The 18,836-nt window shown below is 61.4% G+C and carries 15 protein-coding genes; 9 read left to right on the top strand and 6 right to left on the bottom strand.

Annotated elements, in window-relative coordinates:
• The first annotated feature begins 8 nt into the window (after positions 1-8).
• The 5 genes from NUH86_RS09635 (at position 9) to NUH86_RS09615 (ending at position 7,587) form a co-directional block, all read left to right on the top strand.
• The gene (locus NUH86_RS09635; protein ID WP_267249303.1) at positions 9-1,727 is read left to right on the top strand and encodes an N-acyl-D-amino-acid deacylase family protein; all 1,719 of its coding nucleotides are present in this window, start codon (positions 9-11) and stop codon (positions 1,725-1,727) included.
• A 66-nt stretch (positions 1,728-1,793) separates the two neighbouring features.
• Entirely contained in the window at positions 1,794-3,086 is a 1,293-nt protein-coding gene (locus tag NUH86_RS09630; RefSeq protein ID WP_267249301.1) for a cytochrome P450, read from the top strand.
• Between the two features lie 74 nt (positions 3,087-3,160).
• Positions 3,161-5,221: a 3-hydroxyacyl-CoA dehydrogenase NAD-binding domain-containing protein gene (locus NUH86_RS09625; RefSeq protein ID WP_267249300.1), complete on the top strand. Its 2,061-nt coding sequence runs from the start codon at positions 3,161-3,163 to the stop codon at positions 5,219-5,221.
• A 41-nt stretch (positions 5,222-5,262) separates the two neighbouring features.
• Complete coding sequence (locus NUH86_RS09620; RefSeq protein WP_267249299.1) at positions 5,263-6,459, top strand: acyl-CoA dehydrogenase family protein; 1,197 nt, start codon at positions 5,263-5,265, stop codon at positions 6,457-6,459.
• A gap of 3 nt (positions 6,460-6,462) precedes the next feature.
• Positions 6,463-7,587, top strand: a complete 1,125-nt coding sequence (locus NUH86_RS09615; protein ID WP_267249298.1) for an acyl-CoA dehydrogenase family protein — start codon at positions 6,463-6,465, stop codon at positions 7,585-7,587.
• A 198-nt stretch (positions 7,588-7,785) separates the two neighbouring features.
• Here NUH86_RS09615 and NUH86_RS09610 read toward each other — a convergent pair.
• The 6 genes from NUH86_RS09610 to NUH86_RS09585 all read right to left on the bottom strand — a co-directional run bounded on the left by NUH86_RS09610 (position 7,786) and on the right by NUH86_RS09585 (position 14,896).
• Positions 7,786-8,933 (bottom strand): IS3 family transposase gene (locus tag NUH86_RS09610; protein WP_416365316.1). Its coding sequence is split into 2 segments (ribosomal slippage): positions 7,786-8,681 and positions 8,681-8,933, totalling 1,149 coding nucleotides; the frame shifts between segments, so codons are not numbered across the junction.
• A 66-nt stretch (positions 8,934-8,999) separates the two neighbouring features.
• On the bottom strand, positions 9,000-9,140 hold the full coding sequence (locus NUH86_RS09605) for a hypothetical protein (RefSeq protein ID WP_267249296.1): 141 nt from the start codon (positions 9,138-9,140) through the stop codon (positions 9,000-9,002).
• A 410-nt stretch (positions 9,141-9,550) separates the two neighbouring features.
• A protein-coding gene (locus NUH86_RS09600; RefSeq protein WP_267252085.1) for an IS630 family transposase occupies positions 9,551-10,614 on the bottom strand; the annotation gives its coding sequence in 2 pieces (ribosomal slippage) (positions 9,551-10,120 and positions 10,123-10,614; 1,062 coding nt in all).
• A 72-nt stretch (positions 10,615-10,686) separates the two neighbouring features.
• On the bottom strand, positions 10,687-11,451 hold the full coding sequence (locus tag NUH86_RS09595) for an SDR family NAD(P)-dependent oxidoreductase (RefSeq protein ID WP_267249295.1): 765 nt from the start codon (positions 11,449-11,451) through the stop codon (positions 10,687-10,689).
• Between the two features lie 71 nt (positions 11,452-11,522).
• Positions 11,523-13,784 carry an amylo-alpha-1,6-glucosidase gene (locus NUH86_RS09590; protein ID WP_267249294.1) on the bottom strand — a complete coding sequence of 754 codons (2,262 nt, stop codon included), beginning with the start codon at positions 13,782-13,784 and terminating at the stop codon, positions 11,523-11,525.
• A gap of 17 nt (positions 13,785-13,801) precedes the next feature.
• Positions 13,802-14,896: a glycosyltransferase family 4 protein gene (locus tag NUH86_RS09585; protein WP_267249293.1), complete on the bottom strand. Its 1,095-nt coding sequence runs from the start codon at positions 14,894-14,896 to the stop codon at positions 13,802-13,804.
• A 280-nt stretch (positions 14,897-15,176) separates the two neighbouring features.
• Here NUH86_RS09585 and NUH86_RS09580 point away from each other — a divergent pair, with 280 nt between their 5' ends.
• From NUH86_RS09580 to NUH86_RS09565, 4 genes are all read left to right on the top strand, one after another.
• Positions 15,177-15,629, top strand: a complete 453-nt coding sequence (locus NUH86_RS09580; protein ID WP_267249292.1) for a hypothetical protein — start codon at positions 15,177-15,179, stop codon at positions 15,627-15,629.
• Positions 15,626-16,336: a response regulator transcription factor gene (locus NUH86_RS09575; RefSeq protein WP_267249291.1), complete on the top strand. Its 711-nt coding sequence runs from the start codon at positions 15,626-15,628 to the stop codon at positions 16,334-16,336. The genes NUH86_RS09580 and NUH86_RS09575 overlap by 4 nt, the downstream gene beginning before the upstream one ends.
• Before the next feature lie 160 nt (positions 16,337-16,496).
• A complete protein-coding gene (locus NUH86_RS09570) occupies positions 16,497-17,195 on the top strand; it encodes a carbonic anhydrase (RefSeq protein WP_267249290.1) in 699 nt (232 codons plus the stop codon).
• A gap of 4 nt (positions 17,196-17,199) precedes the next feature.
• Positions 17,200-18,696: a SulP family inorganic anion transporter gene (locus NUH86_RS09565; RefSeq protein ID WP_267249288.1), complete on the top strand. Its 1,497-nt coding sequence runs from the start codon at positions 17,200-17,202 to the stop codon at positions 18,694-18,696.
• Positions 18,697-18,836: the final 140 nt, after the last annotated feature.

Raw genomic sequence — 18,836 nt, 5'->3', positions numbered from 1 at the left:
ACAGGGTGATGGAGATTGTTATGCAGTATAGTGTTGTCGTCCGAGGGGGAACGGTTATCGATGGAACTGGCGGCGACCGTTTCGTCGCTGATATTGGCATCTCGGATGGCCGGATAGCGAAGATCGGAGACATTCCCGAGCGTGGTACGCGGGAGATCGACGCAACCGGATTGATCGTCGCACCCGGCGTGGTCGATCTGCATACGCATTATGACGCGCAGCTCCACTGGGATCCCTATTGCACCGCGTCGGGCTGGCACGGGACGACCAGCGTCATGCTCGGCAATTGCGGCTTCGGCTTCGCGCCGGTCCGTCCGGGCGACAGCGATCGCTACATGCTGATGATGGAGAATACCGAGCAGGTTCCCTATGATGCGATGAAGCGGACAATGCCCTGGACCTGGGAGACATTTCCTGAATGGCTCGATCACCTGCGCCAGCTTCCCAAGGGGGTGAATGTCGCCACCTATCTGCCGATGAACGCGCTGCTGTCCTATGTGATCGGCGCGGACGAGGCGAAAAAGCGGGCCGCGACCGACGCGGAACGGGCGGAGATGCGCCGCATCCTGAACGAGGCGATGGACGCGGGCGCGTGCGGCTTTTCCTTCTCGTTCCTAGGGGCCGAGGGCAACAGCCACGTCGACTACGACCAGACTCCGATGCCGACCGATGTCATGGACCCGCAGGAGGCGTACATCCTGGCCGACGTGCTTCGTGAGCGCGGCGAAGGGGCCATCCAGATTATTGTCGAGTTTCCCAATGTTGCCGGTGCGCGCCGCGATGTGGTTGAGGAACTGGCCCACCGCAGCGGTCGCCCGGTATTTCACAATATCATTGTCGCAGGGACCGATCTCGAGGTGCAGCGGGAGGTGATGGACTGGATCGACAAGGCCAATGCCCGAGGACTGGATATCTGGTCGCAGGGCTTTACGTTCCGCAAGCCACTGGATATCGACCCACTCAATTACAACAACTGGGATAGCGCGCCGATCTTCCGCGAGCTCTCGGCAGCCCACAGCCGGGAGGACAAGATTGCGTTGGTCAGAAGCGCCGACTTCCGAAATCGTTTCGAATCAACATACGGGCCCGATACCTTATCTAGCAGGCGTTCGTTAGAGCGTTTCATTTTGATGCATTCAGGCCCTGCGTCGCGCTTCGAGCCTTTTGAGGGCAAATATCTCCCCGAAATCGCGGACGAGCTCGGTCGGACAGTCGCTCAGGTGTTTCTCGACATTCTCGATGATAGCGGCTTCGACTGCATGTTCTCCAATCCTTTGACAGGACTGGATGACGGCGTAAGCGTGGCGGAAGTCACCCGGCATCCTAAGGTTCTTCCGGGTCTGTCCGATGGCGGGGCGCACAGCAAGCACGGCAACGGCGGCTTCTGGTCAACCGATATGATTGTGTTGCTGACGCGGGAAACCAACCAGATGTCTTTGGAACATCTGCACGCGGCACTGAGCGCTCGCAACGCGCGTGCCGCAGGTTTCATCGATCGCGGTATGCTCAAGGTCGGCTGCTATGCCGACATCATGATCTACGACCATGCGACGCTGCATTATGAACCTCAGTTGCCCTATGAGCGGGTCTTCGATCTTCCGGGCGGAGACTGGCGCAAGGTAAAGCGCGCCGTCGGTATTCGGTTCGTTCTCGTCAACGGCGAAGTCACTATGGTGGATGGAGTTGAGACGGGTGCCACACCGGGGCTTTTGCTTACGGTGAGCTGAGTATCACGCCTGTCGGCATTCAGATGCCACAGAATAAGTTTCAATTCATCTGAATCAGGAGATGGTATGAGCGGTAGATCAATAGCCGAATTGGCAAAATCCGGTAAACTAAGCCTCAAGGACTCCGAGATCGTAAAGTGCCCCTATGCGGCATACGACTATCTTCTCGAAGAGGCGCCCGTGTATTACGATGCGGGTGGCGATTTCTATGTTGTCACGCGGTATGATGATTTGCGCGCTGCGTTGAAAGATACCACCCTGTTCAACAGCGACGGCGCGTCCGCCAAGCATCGTGCAAGCGTCAATCCAGAGCGAAATAAAAAGATCGAGGAGCTTTTCGAGGAGAAAGGGTGGCCGCGTGAACGCCCGATTGGGAACTATGAGGGCGCAGAGCATAGAGATAGACGGGTAATTTTCGAGTCCTTCCTTCGCGCAAGCAAGGCGCGGGAATATGATGACGTGATTGAAAACATCGCGAACTCTCTGGTCGATAGTTTTGTCGACGACGGACATGCGGAAATCGTTTCGCAATTTTCCGAATTGCTCTCGATCAAGACTATTTGCCACCTTCTAAATGCTCCCGATGACGCAATCCCTATCGTGAAGCGCTCCATGGACGCCATGCTTGCCAACATCGGCGGTATCATGACGGATGAGGAAGCATTCGAAAACGCGCGACGCGAGATAGAGGCGCAGCGCTACTTTAAGGCCATGATAGACCGGTTGCGCGAAACCCCAGAAGATACTCTGCTGAGCGCGTTGGTTAACGCAAAGCTCCCAAGCGGTGAAATGACAGACGCGCAACTCTTGCGGCACGTCATGCTGGACATGTTCATGGCTGGTGCGGAAACATCGGCGAAGGCCATCACTAGCGGGGTCCTCATCCTGGCTCGCAACCCCGAACTGCGCGCTGAAATTGCGGCGGACATCGATGGAAAACTACAACCGTTCATCGAGGAGGTGCTTCGTTTGGAAGGCCCTGCGTCCCAAGCGACGCGAATCGCTGTCAAGGATGTGGAACTGCATGGCGTTGCGATTCCCAAGGGCTCAATGGTGATATTTCGTCTTGCCGCCGCCAATCGCGACGCCCGGAAGTTCGGCTGCCCGGCAGATTTGGATATAACGCGCAAGAACGCTGCTCAACATCTCTCATTTGGGTCCGGCCCCCATGCCTGCGTCGGGGCGCCGTTGGCGAGGCGCGAGCTTTGGTATGGTTTCAAGGCTCTGTTCGAGCGGATCGAGGATATCGCGCTCGCTCCCGATGCAACGATAAACTATATTCCGAATATGGTGTTTCGCGGCATCGATGCTCTCAGGATTACCTTCCAGCCAAGAGCGGATCGGCCGAAGGCCAAGTAGAGTACACGGATAGAGTGGCAGGCGGACGGTGTCCGTCTGCCTGGGAAATTTTTCTATTAGCAGAAGGATTGTTCGTGATCGAGACAGTGTTGCACGGCGATGTTTTCGAGATCGTGTTAGACAACCCGCCTGTGAACGCCTTGGGTCACGGTCTTCGACGCGACCTTGCAGCGGCGTTGCGCACGGCGAGTGCCGACGATGCGGTCAGGGCGATCGCCATTCGCGGTGCGGGAAAGCTGTTTTGTGGCGGCGCGGACATAGCCGAGCTCGGGAAAGTGCGGGGCGAGTCGCTGTTGTCCGAACTGATCAATGAGATCGAATCCAGCGTGAAGCCGGTTATTGCGGCCATTCACGGTCTAGCCCTTGGTGGTGGTCTGGAGATTGCGCTTGGGTGTCATTATCGGATCGCGGTGGCGAAAGCTAAGCTGGGTCTGCCCGAGGTGACCTTGGGCATCTTGCCGGGTGCGGGCGGCACTCAGCGCCTGCCGCGACTGGTCGGCGTCGAGGCGGCCCTCGACATGATCGTCTCGGGCTCTCCCGTCTCGGCCTTGCGAGCCGCCGAGATCGGGCTGGTGGACGAAGTGGTCGATGATGACGCGGACCTCGTCGCGTCGGCAATTGCCTTCGCGCGGAGCGTGAGCGGCGTGCGGCGCACGCGCGAGCGGCCAGCCACGGCTGAAGAGGGCGTGTTCGACCGCTTTGAGGCGCGGAACGCGCGCAAGATCAACGGACTCGACGCTCCCCGGGCCTGTATCGCGGCAGTAAGGGCCGCGACCGAGCTTCCGTTCGAGCAGGGCGTCGCCTGCGAAAGGGCGCTCTTTGGCGAGCTTGTGGAAGGGGATCAGTCCAAGGCGCTGCGTCACGCATTCTTCGCGGAGCGTGCCGCCGCCAAGATCGAAGGTCTGCCCGAGGATGTTGCGCTCCGGCCTGTACGCAGGGTCGGGGTGATCGGTGCCGGCACGATGGGCGGCGGCATCGCGATGAACTTCCTGTCGGCCGGCATCGCGGTGACCATCGTCGAGATGGGACAGGCCACGCTCGACCGCGGAGTGGGGGGCGTGCGCGGAAACTATGAGGCCAGCGCCGCTAAGGGTCGGCTGAAGCCGGAACAGGTCGAGGCCGCGATGGGCCTGCTGAGGCCGACGCTCGTCTTCGACGAGTTGGCCGATTGCGACCTGGTGATCGAGGCCGTGTACGAGAACATGGACGTGAAGAAGGAAATCTTCGCGCGCCTCGACAGGGTGACGAAGCCGGGCGCCATGCTCGCTTCCAACACCTCCTACCTCGACATCGACGAGATCGCGTCGGTCACCGGCCGCCCGCAGGACGTGTTCGGACTGCACTTCTTCTCCCCCGCCAATGTCATGAAACTGGTGGAAGTCGTGCGCGGCGCCCAGACCGCGCCCGACGTCCTCGCCACCGCGATGAACCTAGCACGTAAAATCGGCAAGGTGCCCGTCGTCGCCGGCGTCTGCCACGGCTTCATCGGAAACCGGATGATGACGCCGCGCAAAGTCGAATCCTTCAAGCTCCTGGAAGAAGGCGCCACGCCCGAACAGATCGACCGCGTTCACACAGCGTTCGGCATGCCAATGGGGCCGTTCCAGATGATGGACCTCGCCGGGTGTGACATCGGCTGGCACCGTGATCCAGAGCGGGTCACCACTATCTTGGAAGCCTTGTGCGCGAAAGGTCGGTGGGGGCAAAAAAGCGGCGGCGGATTCTACGACTATGACGAGAAGCGCAGGGCGTCACCGTCACCAGTGGCGCAAGCGATCATCGCTGAGTTTCGTAAAAAGGCCGGGATCGCTTCGCGCGAAATAGCTGACGAGGAAATCGTTGTCCGCACGCTCTATACGATAGTCAACGAGGGTGCGGTTCTGCTCGACGACGGCTATGCCCAACGTGCATCTGACATCGATATAGTGGGTCTCTACGGATACGGATGGCCTCGGCGCACAGGTGGCCCCATGTTCTGGGCTGAACAGATCGGATTTCGAACTCTCGTCGATGGTCTGGAGAAATATCGCTGCAGGCTTGGTCCTGGATACGAAATATCTCGCCTGATCAAGTACTCGGATACCCATGGGATGTCGCTCGACGATGCGCGTTTGAGCCAGCTCGATAGAAATTAACGACTTGAGGCCAATTCCTCCATTTTGTTTAAGGATCTCAGATGGATACAAGGTTTTCCTCTGACGACGAGAAATTCCGTTTGGAGGTTAGAGCATTTTTGCGGGCGAAGCTGCCGACGAAAATCTCTGATAAGATCCTGAACTGGAAGCGTCTCTCAAAGAAAGAGATGGAGGAGTGGCACGCCACTCTTCACGAACGGGGTTGGCTCGCGCCCCATTGGCCTGTTGAATATGGCGGACCCGGATGGAGTGTCAGTCAGAGCGCGATCTTTGATGAAGAGGCGTCTCTGGCCCACGCCCCTCGTCTGCGTTCGATGGGTGTGGCAATGCTCGGGCCTGTCCTTATCAAGTTTGGATCCGAAGCGCAGAAGCAGCACTGGCTGCCGCGCATCCTCGATGGTTCGGACTGGTGGTGCCAGGGATATTCAGAACCCGGTGCGGGATCCGATCTTGCGAGCCTTAAGTGCTCGGCTGTCCGGGATGGTGACCATTATGTGGTAAATGGTCAGAAGACCTGGGCGACCCTGGCCCAGCACGCCAACATGATCTTCTGCCTTGTCAGGACCTCCAGCGAGGCGCGCAAGCAGGAGGGGATTTCGTTTCTTCTTATCGACATGAATACGCCGGGGGTAGAGGTTCGGCCAATACACCTCCTAAATGGCGAAAATGAAGTGAATGAAGTGTTTTTCACGGACGTCAGGGTCCCGGTCGAAAACCTCGTGGGCGAGGAAAACAAAGGCTGGACTTACGCGAAATATCTACTGACTTTCGAGCGAACCGGCATTGCGGGTCTTGGGGAGGCCACCGCCGCCTTCCTTAACCTCAAGCATATCGCGGCCAACGAGACTAAAAATGGTCGCCCGCTAGCGGAGGATGTTTTCTTTGGGGCAAGAATGGCGCGGCTCGAGATCGATCTTGCCAACATGAAGACCACCAATCTGCGTGTTCTCGCCGCGACCGGCAAGGGGGCCATGCCGGTGGCCGAGAGCTCGATGTTGAAGATTCGAGGCACGGAGATCCGGCAGGAGATCACCAGTCTGGCGCGGCGTGCCGTTGGCCCGTATGCGCAGCCATTCATCGCCGAAGTTTTTGAGGATGGATATAATGGAGCACCCGTGGGGCCGGATTACGCCGCTCCTGTTTCCCCTCAATATTTCAACAATCGCAAATTGACGATCTACGGGGGATCAAGCGAAATCCAGCGCGAGATCATCACCAAAGCGATCCTGGGACTTTAACGTATGGATTTTTCCCACCCGAACGAGCGGCAGATGATGGCGGACAGTCTGGGCCGCTATTTGTCGCACCGCTATCCTATCGAGGAACGTCATCGGATTAGCCAGTCTGCCAAGGGCTGGTCGCCGCAGCACTGGGCGGCGCTGGCTGAAATGGGGGTGATCGGCGCCTTGTTCGACGAAAACGCCAGCGGTTTCGGGGGAGACGCCTTCGACATCGGTGTGGTCTTCGAACGATTGGGTCAAGCTCTGGTCGTGGAGCCCTTTCTCGGGACCTTGCTGGCGGGACGTGTTCTTGCGCTTGCAGGGGGGCAAGGCGAGCGTCTTGAGGAGATCATAGCCGGCAAAAAGATTATCAGCTTCGCGTCCGAGGAGCCGACGACCCGATTTGATCTCTCTGCCATTTCAGCACAAGCCAAATCGAGGGACGGTGCCTGGACCGTGACGGGCATCAAAGCCGTTGTCCCGCATTTGGAAGCTGCAGACATCATTGTTGTTTCGGCACGGATCTCCGGTTCGGCTGGCGACGAGAGTGGCATAGGTCTATTCTTGGTCGCCAGCGATGCGGTCGGTGTTACGCTTCGCGGATATCCGCTGATCGACGGTGGGCGAGCGGGTGAGTTGACCCTCCAAGAGGCTCCCGCAATTCTTTTGGCAAATGACGCTCTGTCGATCCTCGAATTTGCCACGGCAGGCGGAATCCTCGCCCTGTGCTGGGAAGCCATCGGCATCATGGATAGGCTGAAGAACGATACACTCGAGTATTTGCGGACGCGCAAGCAGTTTGGGGTGCCGATCGGGAAATTCCAAGCCCTCCAGCATCGCATGGTGACGGTCGCACTCGAGATTGAGCAGGCTCGGTCGTCCGCTATCAATGCTGCCGTCGCCTTTGGTGACGATCGGGCCAGCCGCGAGCGCGCAATGTCGGCTGCCAAGTTCACCGTCGGCAGGGTCGGGACGCTGGTGGCAGAAGAAGCCATTCAGATGCATGGCGGCATCGGAATGACCTGGGAACTGCCATTGTCGCACTACGCCAAACGCCTGACGATGATCGGTCATCAGTTTGGTGATGAAGACTATCATCTCGAACGGTTCATGAATTTTGAGCGGCTGCACCTGACTGAGGCGTAGATGTCCAAACGGCAATTTCGGCCGCACGCACCCCGCGGTGCGCCTCGCGGGGACGGTCGTCGTCAGGTGCCGGTTTCCTGGACTGGGACCTGACCTGCTCCCCCGGCAGTCCCTCGATCATAACGAGAGTCTTGGGGTTGATGCGCTGCTACCCAACCTTGGACCGCTCGGGTCTGGAGTTTTCCGCCTGGTGCGCTGCTACCCAACCTTGGACCGCTCGGGTCTGGAGTTTTCCGCCTGGTCCGGGTCCGGAGGGCTGGTGTCCCCGGTCGGGTTTGCCAGCATGATCGGGGGGATATTCCCGATCGCGCTGTGCGGTCGCTCTTCGTTGTAGTGTCTACGCCAGCGGTCCAACTTTTCGCAAGCGTCTTCCAGCGACAAGAACCAGTGCGTGTTCACGCATTCGCTGCGCAGCTTGCTGTTGAACGCTTCGATGAAGGCATTGTCCGTCGGCTTGCCAGGCCGCGAGAAGTCGAGCGTCACACCCCTTTGGTAAGCCCATAGATCCATGTCCCGCGAGACGAACTCGCTGCCGTTGTCCACCCTGATGGTCTTCGGATAGCCCATCTTCCGGCAGGTCCGATCGAGCGTGGCTACGACGTCCTCTCCGCGGTAGCTGAACCGTGCGTCGATCACCGGCGAGAACCGGCTGAACGTGTCGACCACCGTCAGGATCCGCAGCTTGCGTCCCGTCGCCAGTTGATCATGGACGAAGTCCATGGCCCACACATCGTTGTGCCGGACTGCCGGAGCGCGATCTTCTCGCAGCTTGGCCTTCACTCGACGCTTGGGAGTCTTGTTGCGCAGCTGCAGTCCTAACTCCCTATAAAGCCTATAGACCTTTTTGGCGTTCACGACCCAGCCTTCCCGGCGAAGTATGTAGTACACGCGGCGATAACCATAGCGGACGTGCGTCTCGCAGATGGCCTTGATCCGCTTCTTGATCGCGGCCGGATCGGTGCGACGGGACTTGTAGTGGTAGCTCGAGGTGTCGAACGGCAGGACCTTGCAAGCCCTCCGGATCGACACGCCCCAGTCCGCCAGCATCCCGCCGACCAGCTCGCGCTTCCGATCCGGCCTCAGAGCTTTCGGCGGACAATATCCTGCAGCATCTCCCGGTCGAGCGTCAGGTCCGCCACGATCTTCTTGAGGCGGCCATTCTCCTCCTCCAGCTCGCGCAGCCGCCGCATCTCCGTGGGCAGCAGCCCCGCGTACTTCTTCTTCCAGTTGAAGTACGTCGCCTGGCTGATCCCTGCCTTGCGGCAGACCTCCGCCACTGGTGTACCTTCCTCGCCCTGCTTGATGACGAACGCCTTCTGCGCGTCCGTAAACTTCGATGCCTTCATGCCACGCCTCCTTGCCCAGCCAAGGAAATCTGAGGCCGAAAACTCTAGCTCAAAACGATCCAGCTTTCAGGTGGCAGAGCATTGAATATTCCGGCACACTCGCCTGCGGTTGTAGGATCGCTGCGTGGCTGGCGACAGGTTGCGCAGGCTCATGTCGTCGATCATACGACGACGCAGCGGGCTCACCGCTGCCGTGGCATCAATCATGGGACGGCCTCCTGGTTGAGGGTTGGTCCAGCAACCAAACCTTCTCATCAGGAGGCCATTCCGGCCAAGACCAGAGCCTCTCCCGCGTCAGCGGGTTAGTTCAATGGCCGTGCCCCGCCGCGTGGTGTAACAGCGTCATTGCTGGGGCTTGAGGTGCAGGGAGCGTAGCGACCGGAGCCTCAAGGCCCAGCAATGACATGGCTCCTGTCTTGGCGGCCATGATCAAGACGATCTTTGCCCAGGAGACCTCTCAGGAGGCCCATAAGCAGCTGGAAAACATGCTTTGACGTATCCATGCCAATTCGGATAATTTGTTCCACGGACGGTCTCCTCGTTTGAGATTACAACAACCTCATTCTGGCACATCGCGATGCCGTACGGAGGCCGTCCACCCCAACAACCTGCATTGATCACGACCCACTCGCCCATTTGCGGCGTCCGATCGTCATGATGCGCCACGGCTGATCGACGAGCCTGTTCCAGGCTTCGCAGCAAAGGTCGATGATGTTGTCGTGGGAGGTGAAGATCCGGTTGGACAGCCAGTTGTCGCGCAGGAACTGCCAGATATTTTCCACAGGGTTAAGCTCGGGGCATTTCGGCGGCAGAGGAACGATGCTGATATTCTCGGGCACTTCCAGCTTCCCGGTCATGTGCCACCCCGCTTGATCCATCAGCAGCACACCGTGGGCGCCTGGTTCGATGGCCAGCGATATCTCCGCCAAGTGCAGCGACATGGTCTGGGTATTGCAGAAGGGCAGGACCAGGCCAGCGCCCTTGCCAAGCTCAGGGCAGATAGCGCCGAAGATGTAGGCCGATTTGGTCCTCTGGTCCTTGGGCGCTGAAGGCCGGGTGCCTCGCTGGGCCCAGCGGCGGGTGATCTTGTTTTTCTGCCCGATGCGGGCCTCATCTTGAAACCACACCTCTATAGGCGTGTCGCGCGGGAGAGAGGCTTTGATCTTTGCCAGCTCGGCTGCGAAGCCCCTTTTTTGAAGTCCTCCATCGCATATTCGTTCTGAGCATGGTGACGTGGGCGCGCGGTCAGTTTGACATAGCCCAGCTTCTTCAGCTCCCGTCCCACGGTCGTTTCCGTCAGAGACACGCCGAACTCGTCATGGAGCCAACGCGCCAGGTCAATCAGCCGCCAGCGTACAACCCCATGGATCGCCGGGATCGGGCCGCTCTCAACAACCTCCGCGAGAACCTGGCGCTGGGCATCATTCAACAAGGAGGGCTTGCCCGGCGCCTTACCGTCGAGGAGCCCGTCTGGACCTCGAGCATTGAACCGCACGACCCAGTCCCGCACGATCTGCAGCGTCACTCCGCCGATCCGCGCCGCATCGCTGCGGCTCCTGCCATCATATATTTCCGCTAAGGCCAGGAGCCGGCGCCCCTGATTTGTGCTTTTCGTCGTCCGTGCCAGTCTCCTCAAACCCGCCGCGTCAAAGTCATCTCGCAATCCAATCCCTGCACCCATGGCCATGCCCTCCAACCAGCAGCCATAGAGTCAGAGTTTCGTCGCTTTGGGAATCCCTCTCGTGAGTCAGCATCATCGGAGGTTGGTATAACCTTCTCGCGCCACCTGGAACCCGGCGAAGGACTGGCTGACAGGCATCAATTCGATCCGGTTGAGGTTGATATGGGCAGGCTGGGTGGCGACCCAGAACAGGGCTTCCGCGATATCCTCCGCCGTCATCGGATTGGCTGCGCCGTAAAGCGCGTCGGATGCCGCCTGGCTGCCGGTGCGGACAAGCGTGAATTCGGTCTCTACCATGCCCGGTTCGATCGATGTCACGCGCACGCCGGTGCCGTGCAGGTCCGACCGCAGGCCCAGCGAGAACTGGCTGACGAACGCCTTGGTCCCGCCATAGACGTTGCCGCCCGCATAGGGATAGGTCGCCGCTACCGAACTCAAATTGATGATCGCGCCCTTGCGTTCGATCAGGCGGGGAAGCAGCTTGTGGGTGATAGTGACCAGTCCGGTGACGTTGGTGTCGATCATCTGGCGCCATTGATCGAGATCGGCCTGCTGCGCCGACGCTGTGCCCAACGCCAGCCCGGCATTGTTGATCAGCAGGTCGACATCGGCAAAATCGGCGGGCAGCGCAGCCAGCGCAGCGTCGATGGCCGCTTCGTCGCGCATGTCGAAGCTGATCGCATGCACCTTGTCCGCGCCCAGTTCCGTCACCAGCGCATCCAGCCGTTCGGCCCGGCGTCCGGTGACCACCACCTTCCATCCCGCCGCGACGAACCGCCGCGCCGACGCCGCGCCTATGCCCGCGGTCGCTCCGGTGATCAGCGCCGTTCCTGTCATGCCTTCTTCCATCCTTTCAGCCCAATGGGCCGGGATGTAAGCCTATTTACCGCAATGCCAAGCGCCATTTGTCAGGCAATGGTCACCACCCGCGCGCGGCCCTTCCGGTCGAGCGGCTTCACCACCACCTTGTCGCCCATGCGGTCGAAGGCGATGTCGACCGTTGCCTCCCCCAGGCGCAGCCCATAGAGCGTCAGTTGGTCTATGAAACGGGGCAGGGCAGGTTCGCGCAACGAAATTTCCGCCCCCGCGACATCGAAGCCCAGGCCCAGGCTCGACTGGATCAGCGACAGGGGCGCGGCGGCCGACCAGGCCTGCGGGCTGCATGCGACGGGGTAGAAGGTCGGTCCCTGCGCCCGCCGCCGGGGAAAGCCGCAGAAGAGTTCAGGCAGCCGCATCAGGTCGACATAGGTGGCCGCCGCGAACAGCCCCTCAAATATCTGCGCGGCCTGCGCCCGGTAACCGTAGCGCGAAAAGCCCGCCGCGATCAGCGCATTGTCATGCGGCCAGATGGACCCGTTATGATAGCTCATCGGATTGTAACGCGCCTCGGTAGAGGCGATGGTCCTGACGCCCCATCCGGAAAAGGAGGCGGGCGCCATCAGCGCATGCACCACCATGTCCGCCCGTTCTTCCTTGGCAAGCCCCGTGAACAGCACGTGCCCGGCGTTGGAGGAACGCACGCGGCAGGGCTTTTTCTCCCCATCCAGCGCCAGTACATAGGTGCCGATCCCGGCATCGAAAAAGGCGGCGTCGAACCGCTCCCGCAAATCCTCCGCCCGCATGTGGTAGTTCAGGGTCTTGTCCGGATCGCCCAGCGTGACGAAGATCGCCTCCGCCGCCCTCCAGGCGCCATAGACATAGGCCTGCACTTCCGCGAGCGCGATGGGTCCGCGCGCGATGCTGCCGTCGGCGTGGAAGACGGAATCATGGCTGTCCTTCCAGCCCTGATTGACCAGCCCCTGATCGGTGAAGCGCCCATATTCGACGAAGCCGTCGCCGTCGCGGTCGCCATGTTCGTCTATCCACGTCAAAGCGGCCTGGATGTTCGGCAGGATGGAGGCGATGAAGGCGCTGTCGCCCGTCCGCTCCAGATAGGCGCCCGCCAGCATCACGAACAAGGGCGTGGAATCGATGCTGCCATAATAATGGCGGAAGGGCACTTCGCCCAGTTCCGCCATTTCGCCGTTACGCACCTCATGCAGGATCTTGCCCGGTTCCGCGTCGGCGGCGGCGTCGAACTCGGTTGCCTGATGCGCGGCCAGATAGCCCAGCACGCCCCGGCCGATCGCCGGGTCCGTCCATAGGGTCTCCAATGCGGTGATGATCGCGTCGCGCCCGAACACGGTGCTGAACCAGGGAATGCCCGCATAGGGATAGGGGCCATAGTCGGTGTCGGTCGACAACATGGTGATGTCCGCCACGGACCGCCGCGCCACTTCGTTGAACAGCGGGTTGGAGGATCGCACCGCTGCTCCGCGCGCCCGCGCCTGCTTGAGCGCCTGCATCGATTCCCGCAGCGACTTGAGGAAATATTTGGACAGGGTACCGACAGGCCGATCTTGGGGTTGGCAGCAGATATGCAGATAGAGCGTGCGCCGCTCGCCCGGCGGCACGGTCACCTGGAACCGCGCCTGGCTGTCGGTCAATGCCTGGGGAACAGGCTCAAAGCGCAGCAGCGTCTCGCGCCGCTTGTCGTCCCGCCCGTCATAGCCCAGCAGCACGGCGTCCGCGCCGACCACCGGCTCCCGCAAGGTGCCCCGGCGCAGCCGCGTCATGCCCCGTATCTCGAAAAGGTCCGCGAAATCGGCGGCAAAGCCGATATTCACCTCGACCGTCCGGATTTCAGTGTCGAAATTGCGGATGGTGATCCGTTCATGCACCGCCCCTTCCCACAGGAAACGGGTGCGGCGCAGGTGGATCAGGTCATGCTCCACCGTGATCCGGTCGTCCCCTCCGGTGAAATCGGGATTGGTGAGGTCGCAGGTCAGCATCGCATTGTCGTCGCGCAGCCCGGAACTCAGCAGGATCGGCCTGGTGTCGTTGATGGTAAGGTAGAGATGCGACAAATGCCGCGTGTCGCGGTGATACAGCCCCTCCGGACTGCCCGGTCCGGCTATCGCGTCGCCGCTATGGTCGAAGACGGCGAAACTGTCCCCATGTTTCAGCGTTCGCGGGCGCCGCTCATGCAACGACGCCGTGGCCGGAATGAAGAACTGGGTCTGCGCCTGCGACAGGGCCTGGCCTGGATTGATATTTTCGGGCCTGATATTTTCGGGATTGGCGTTCGGGGCGGAAGGGTTCGGATTTTCCGGCTGCAACTGGCTAGCCATGCCTTCTTCTCCCTTTGCTATCCAACCGCCTGAAGTTCGGCGCCTTCTCCGCGCAATCGGCGCAGCACGGCGGCCTCGGTCCGCGCGCCGGGCAGGTCGTGATAAAGCTGTACATAATCGGCGGCCATCCGTTCTGCCGTGAAACGTGCGTCAAAGGCGGCGCGTACCCTTGCGCGGTCGAGCATGTGCAGATTGCGGACGGCGTCCACGGCATCATCCTCGCTTTCGACGATGAAACCAGACACGCCATGGTCGATCACTTCAGTCACCGATCCGCAGCGGAAGGCGACGACCGGCGTGGCGCAGGCCATGGCCTCTATCATCACCAGCCCAAAGGGTTCGGGCCAGTCGATGGGAAAGAGCAGGGCGCTGGCACGGCCCAGAAATTCGGCCTTCTGCGCTTCGTTGATCTCGCCGATATAGTGGATATTGGGGTAGCGCTCGACCAGCGGGGCGATTTCCTGTTCCCAATAAAGCTGGTCCACCGCATCGATCTTCGCCGCGATGCGCAGCGGCAATCCTGCACGCGCGGCGATGCGGATCGCCCGGTCGGGCCGCTTTTCGGGGGAAATCCGGCCCAGAAAGGCCAGATAGCCGTCGCTGGGACCGGTGCGGGGCTGCAACAGGTCGGCCGGCAGGCCGTGATGGATGGTCCTGGCCCAGTTGACCGGCGGCATCGGCAGGCGCTGATGGTCGGAAATCGACACCAGGCTGTGATCGGGAAAGGCGCGGTAGAAGGCGGGCAGGTCGGGCAAATCCAGCCGTCCGTGCAGCGTCGTCACGGCGCGGCCGATGAAATCCTGCGCCAGCGGCATGTGGATGAGGTCGATGTGGAAATGCAGCGCGTCGAATTCGTCCGCGCGGCGGCGCACCGCGTCCAGCAACATCATATGATAGGGAATGGGATCGCGCACCGCGGGGTTCAGCCGCAGCGCCATCTCCGTCACCGGGACCAGTTCGGCCCGCGTCACCGAATCGCCGCTGGCGAACAGCGTGACTTCATGCCCCTGGCGGACCAGTTCTTCGGTCAGATAGGATACGATACGTTCGGTGCCGCCATACAGGCGCGGCGGCACGCTTTCGGCAAGCGGGGCGATCTGGGCGATTTTCATGGTGGGGCGTTCCTTTCGATGGCCGCGCCCTGACCGATCCCCCGATGATGCAGCGTGCGCCTTTCCTAAAAGCCTGAGAGCCTTGCAAGTTGCATGACGTTCGCCGCTGCATGTCTGTTTTGCCCGATGATGAGCTTGCTCGGCTGCCCGTTGGACTGTCTATGCCTCCCACATCTGGAAAATGCTTGAGCAACAATTTGTAACAATCGGCAAATTTCGGAGACATTCAGTCCGCCTAAACCCCGATCCACCATTTCCAGTTGTTAAGGAGCAGGCCCCCATGTTTCTCATCCTTGCGTCCAGCGCGGCGGCCCTGACCGTCGCAACGCCGATCCACAGCGCTGAAATCACCCATGCATCCAACGCCTATCTGGCGAGTTACAAGACGGAATCGACCGTCCGCCTGCGTGAGGTGGAATCCCGTTTCGCCAATCGTCCGTCGGTGCCGGTGTGCCGCTGGCAGGCCGAATTGGTCGTGAACCGCGACGTCGCCGCGCAAGGCCAAACCCTTGCCGCCGTCGCCAAGCCGATCCACCGCTTCGCCCCGCTGTCGGGCAGCAACGCCGGCAATTGCACCGCCGCCCGCGACCAGATCGAGGCGGAAGTGGCGCGCCATAACCATGCCCGCTCGGCCGAGGCGATCGCCGTCGCGCAGCAGGACCGCGCCGTTCTGGTCAATGAACTGGACGGCATTCACGCGCTGTCCGTGAAAGGCGCCGTGACAGGCGGATGAGTCCACCGCTGATATTGATCGCGGAGGGCCAGCAGGACGTGCGCCATAAAGTGCGCCAATCGCTGGAGGAGAGCGGGTTTCGTGTCCTCACCGCCGCCGCCGCGAACGACATCTGGAATGCGATCGACAACATGGCCGTGGGCGCGGTTGTGCTGGACGCCGCGCTGCGCGGGCCGGACGGCATGGATTTGTGCCGTGACGTCCGGGAACGCAGCAACGTGCCGATCATCCTGGTCGGCGCCAACAGCAGCGAGGTCGATCGTGTGGTCGGGCTGGAACTGGGCGCCGACGATTATATGACGAAGCCCTATTCGATCCGCGAGTTGGCCGCCCGGCTGCGCGCTGTGCTGCGCCGTGGCCGCAACGAGCGCGCATTGGGCCAGCACCGCCCGGCGGAGGCGCGTTTCGACGGCTGGGTGGTCGATTCTTCCCGGCGGGAGGTGATCGATCCCGATGGTGCGCAGGTCGACCTGACCGCCGCCGAATTTTCGCTTCTGCTGGTCCTGCTCGACCATTCGCAGGTGGTGATCGCCCGCCAGCGCCTGATGGAACTGGCCGGGGTGCGCGACACGCCGTCCTCCGACCGCAGCGTTGACGTGCTGGTCAGTCGGCTGCGGCGCAAGCTGAGCCATGGCGGACGGCCCGCGCCCATCGTTACGGTGCGGGGCGGCGGATATATGTTCAGCGCCGTGGTCGACCGGCGCTAGCTTCCTGTCCATCACGGCCAACCGCATGGCCGAACGGGAAAATTTTTCCGGACACATTATTTAACAAAACTGCTGCGCCGCAGCAAAACCGCTTCCCTATCCTTCATCCTCAAGGCCGGTCTTCCCCCTGACCGGCCAACAGACAGAAGGATGCAATGACATGAACGATCTGATCGGTCGCGTCTTCAGCTTCGAAAGCCACGTCTTTCCGAACCAGAGCGCGCTTTACAACCGCCTCGCCAGCGATGGGCAAAGCCCCAAAGCACTGATGATATCCTGCGCGGATTCGCGCATCGTGCCCGAACATATCATGCAGGCCGATCCCGGCGACCTGTTCGTCTGCCGCAATGCCGGCAATATCGTACCGCCGCATGCGACGCAGAATGGCGGCGTCACCTCGACCGTCGAATATGCCGTCATGGTGCTGGGCGTGCGCGACATCATCGTCTGCGGCCACAGCGATTGCGGCGCGATGAAGGCGCTGTCCACCAACGCCGACCTGACGGCGATGCCCAATGTCGCCGCCTGGTTGCGCCACAGCCATGCCGCGCAGAAGGTCTGCCGCGAAAGCTATCCCGACGATCTTTCCGACGCGGACAAGCTGCGCAACATGGCGTTGGAAAATGTCGTGGTGCAGCTTGCCCATCTGCGCACCCATCCCTCGGTCGCGTCGGGCATCGCCCGTGGCGAAATCGCGCTGCACGGCTGGTATGTCGACATCCATGCGGGCCAGGTTCTGGGTCTGGATGGAGAGACGGGTCGCTTCCTGCCGCTGCGCGAAGGCCAGCCGCTGCCCGTGGCGCTGCCCCATGCCCGGCGTCTGGCCGCCGATATCGCCTATGCGCAGGCGGCGGAGTAAGCCGATGCTGAAGGCATTTTCCGGCGGCACGTTCAGCCGCGATTTCACGGCCTCCATCGTCGTCTTCCTGGTGGCCATGCCGCTCTGCATGGGCATTGCCATCGCGTCCGGCGTGCCGCCGGAAAAGGGCCTGATCACCGGCATGATCGGTGGCCTGATCGTCGGTCTGCTGGCAGGATCGCCGTTGCAGGTCAGCGGCCCGGCGGCGGGCCTGGCGGTCATCGTCTTCGAAATCGTGCAGAAACAGGGGCTGTCCGCGCTGGGTCCGATCCTGATCCTGGCGGGCGCCATTCAGGTGGTGGCGGGCCTGTTGCGCGTCGGCGGCTGGTTTCGCGCCATCTCGCCCGCCGTGGTGCACGGCATGCTGGCGGGCATCGGCGTGCTGATCGTCGTCGGCCAGTTCCATGTGCTGTTCGACGACAAGCCGCTCTCCAGCGGCCTTGCCAATCTGATCGCCATGCCGGGTCAGATTTTCGGCCTGTCCAATCAGGATGCGGCTACCGCCTTCGCGGTCGGTCTGGTCACCATCGGCGGCATGCTGGGTTGGGAAAAGCTGCGCCCCGCCTCGATGAAGCTGTTGCCCGGCGCATTGGTGGGCGTGGTTCTGGCGACGCTGGTCGCCTTCTTCCTGGGCCTGCCGGTCGCGCGCGTCGTCGTGCCGGAATCGATCGTCGCCGCCATTTCGCTGCCGGAACAGGGGCTGCTCCAGCAGCTTATGAACCCGACGGTCATCACCACGGCCATCGCCATCGCCTTCATCGCCAGCGCCGAAACGCTGCTGTCGGCGGCGGCTGTCGACCGGATGCATGATGGGGTCCGAACCGACTATAATCGGGAACTGAGCGCCCAGGGCGTGGGCAACCTGCTTTGCGGCGTGGCTGGTGCGCTGCCGATGACGGGCGTGATCGTCCGCAGCTCCGCCAACGTCCAGGCAGGCGCCAAGACGCGGCTGTCGACCGTCCTGCATGGCGCCTGGATATTGGGCTTCGTTGCCCTGTTGCCCTGGTTGCTGCGGGAAATCCCGATGGCGGCGCTGGCGGGCATCCTGGTCGTCACCGGCATCCGTCTGGTCAGCGTTGACCATGTGAAGCATCTCCTCCACCGCTATGGCCCGCTTCCGGCCGTGGTGTGGGCGGCGACGCTGATCTGCGTCGTGGCGACCGACCTGCTGACCGGCGTATTGGTCGGCATCGGCCTGTCGCTGATAGAGCTTCTGCCCCATGCCCGCCGCTTGCGCCTGGGCATGAATGAGGAAGCCCGTGACGATGCGCATGAAGTGGCGCTGCACGGCACCGCCACCTTCCTCAGCCTGCCCAAATTGTCGGCCATGCTGGAATCCGTGCCTGCCGGTCGTCTCGTCATCCTGAATGTGGAGCGCCTTGGCCATATCGACCATACCTGCGCGGAAATGGTCCGCGAATGGGTCGACCGCCGCCGGGGCACGGGCGGGCAGGTCGAGCTGTTCGGTGCCACCGGCCGCATGCGTCATCTCGTCGCCTGACACCCCCCTCGTCACGCGATGAGCGAGCCGCCGCATCACCTTCCAGTGATGCGGCGGCTTTTTAGTTGTGAAGTAGAAACATAATAGAAATATTGAGAATGCTTTAAGAAAATAATCGTGTTGCCGATAGCACAGTGCCG

It is taken from the genome of Sphingobium sp. JS3065, from assembly GCF_026427355.1.
Taxonomy (GTDB): domain Bacteria; phylum Pseudomonadota; class Alphaproteobacteria; order Sphingomonadales; family Sphingomonadaceae; genus Sphingobium.
The sequence above is the reverse complement of the archived record's forward strand: the minus strand, read 5'-3'. Positions and strand labels throughout refer to the sequence as shown.

Excerpts from the sequence above, each read along its gene's own strand:
- NUH86_RS09570 (WP_267249290.1), top strand. The coding sequence starts at position 16,497 with ATGAACGATCTGATCGGTCGCGTCTTCAGCTTCGAAAGCCACGTCTTT.
- NUH86_RS09595 (WP_267249295.1), bottom strand. The coding sequence starts at position 11,451 with ATGACAGGAACGGCGCTGATCACCGGAGCGACCGCGGGCATAGGCGCG.
- NUH86_RS09565 (WP_267249288.1), top strand. The coding sequence starts at position 17,200 with ATGCTGAAGGCATTTTCCGGCGGCACGTTCAGCCGCGATTTCACGGCC.
- NUH86_RS09620 (WP_267249299.1), top strand. The coding sequence starts at position 5,263 with ATGGATACAAGGTTTTCCTCTGACGACGAGAAATTCCGTTTGGAGGTT.
- NUH86_RS09615 (WP_267249298.1), top strand. The coding sequence starts at position 6,463 with ATGGATTTTTCCCACCCGAACGAGCGGCAGATGATGGCGGACAGTCTG.
- NUH86_RS09590 (WP_267249294.1), bottom strand. The coding sequence starts at position 13,784 with ATGGCTAGCCAGTTGCAGCCGGAAAATCCGAACCCTTCCGCCCCGAAC.
- NUH86_RS09635 (WP_267249303.1), top strand. The coding sequence starts at position 9 with ATGGAGATTGTTATGCAGTATAGTGTTGTCGTCCGAGGGGGAACGGTT.
- NUH86_RS09580 (WP_267249292.1), top strand. The coding sequence starts at position 15,177 with ATGTTTCTCATCCTTGCGTCCAGCGCGGCGGCCCTGACCGTCGCAACG.
- NUH86_RS09630 (WP_267249301.1), top strand. The coding sequence starts at position 1,794 with ATGAGCGGTAGATCAATAGCCGAATTGGCAAAATCCGGTAAACTAAGC.
- NUH86_RS09575 (WP_267249291.1), top strand. The coding sequence starts at position 15,626 with ATGAGTCCACCGCTGATATTGATCGCGGAGGGCCAGCAGGACGTGCGC.
- NUH86_RS09585 (WP_267249293.1), bottom strand. The coding sequence starts at position 14,896 with ATGAAAATCGCCCAGATCGCCCCGCTTGCCGAAAGCGTGCCGCCGCGC.
- NUH86_RS09605 (WP_267249296.1), bottom strand. The coding sequence starts at position 9,140 with ATGATTGATGCCACGGCAGCGGTGAGCCCGCTGCGTCGTCGTATGATC.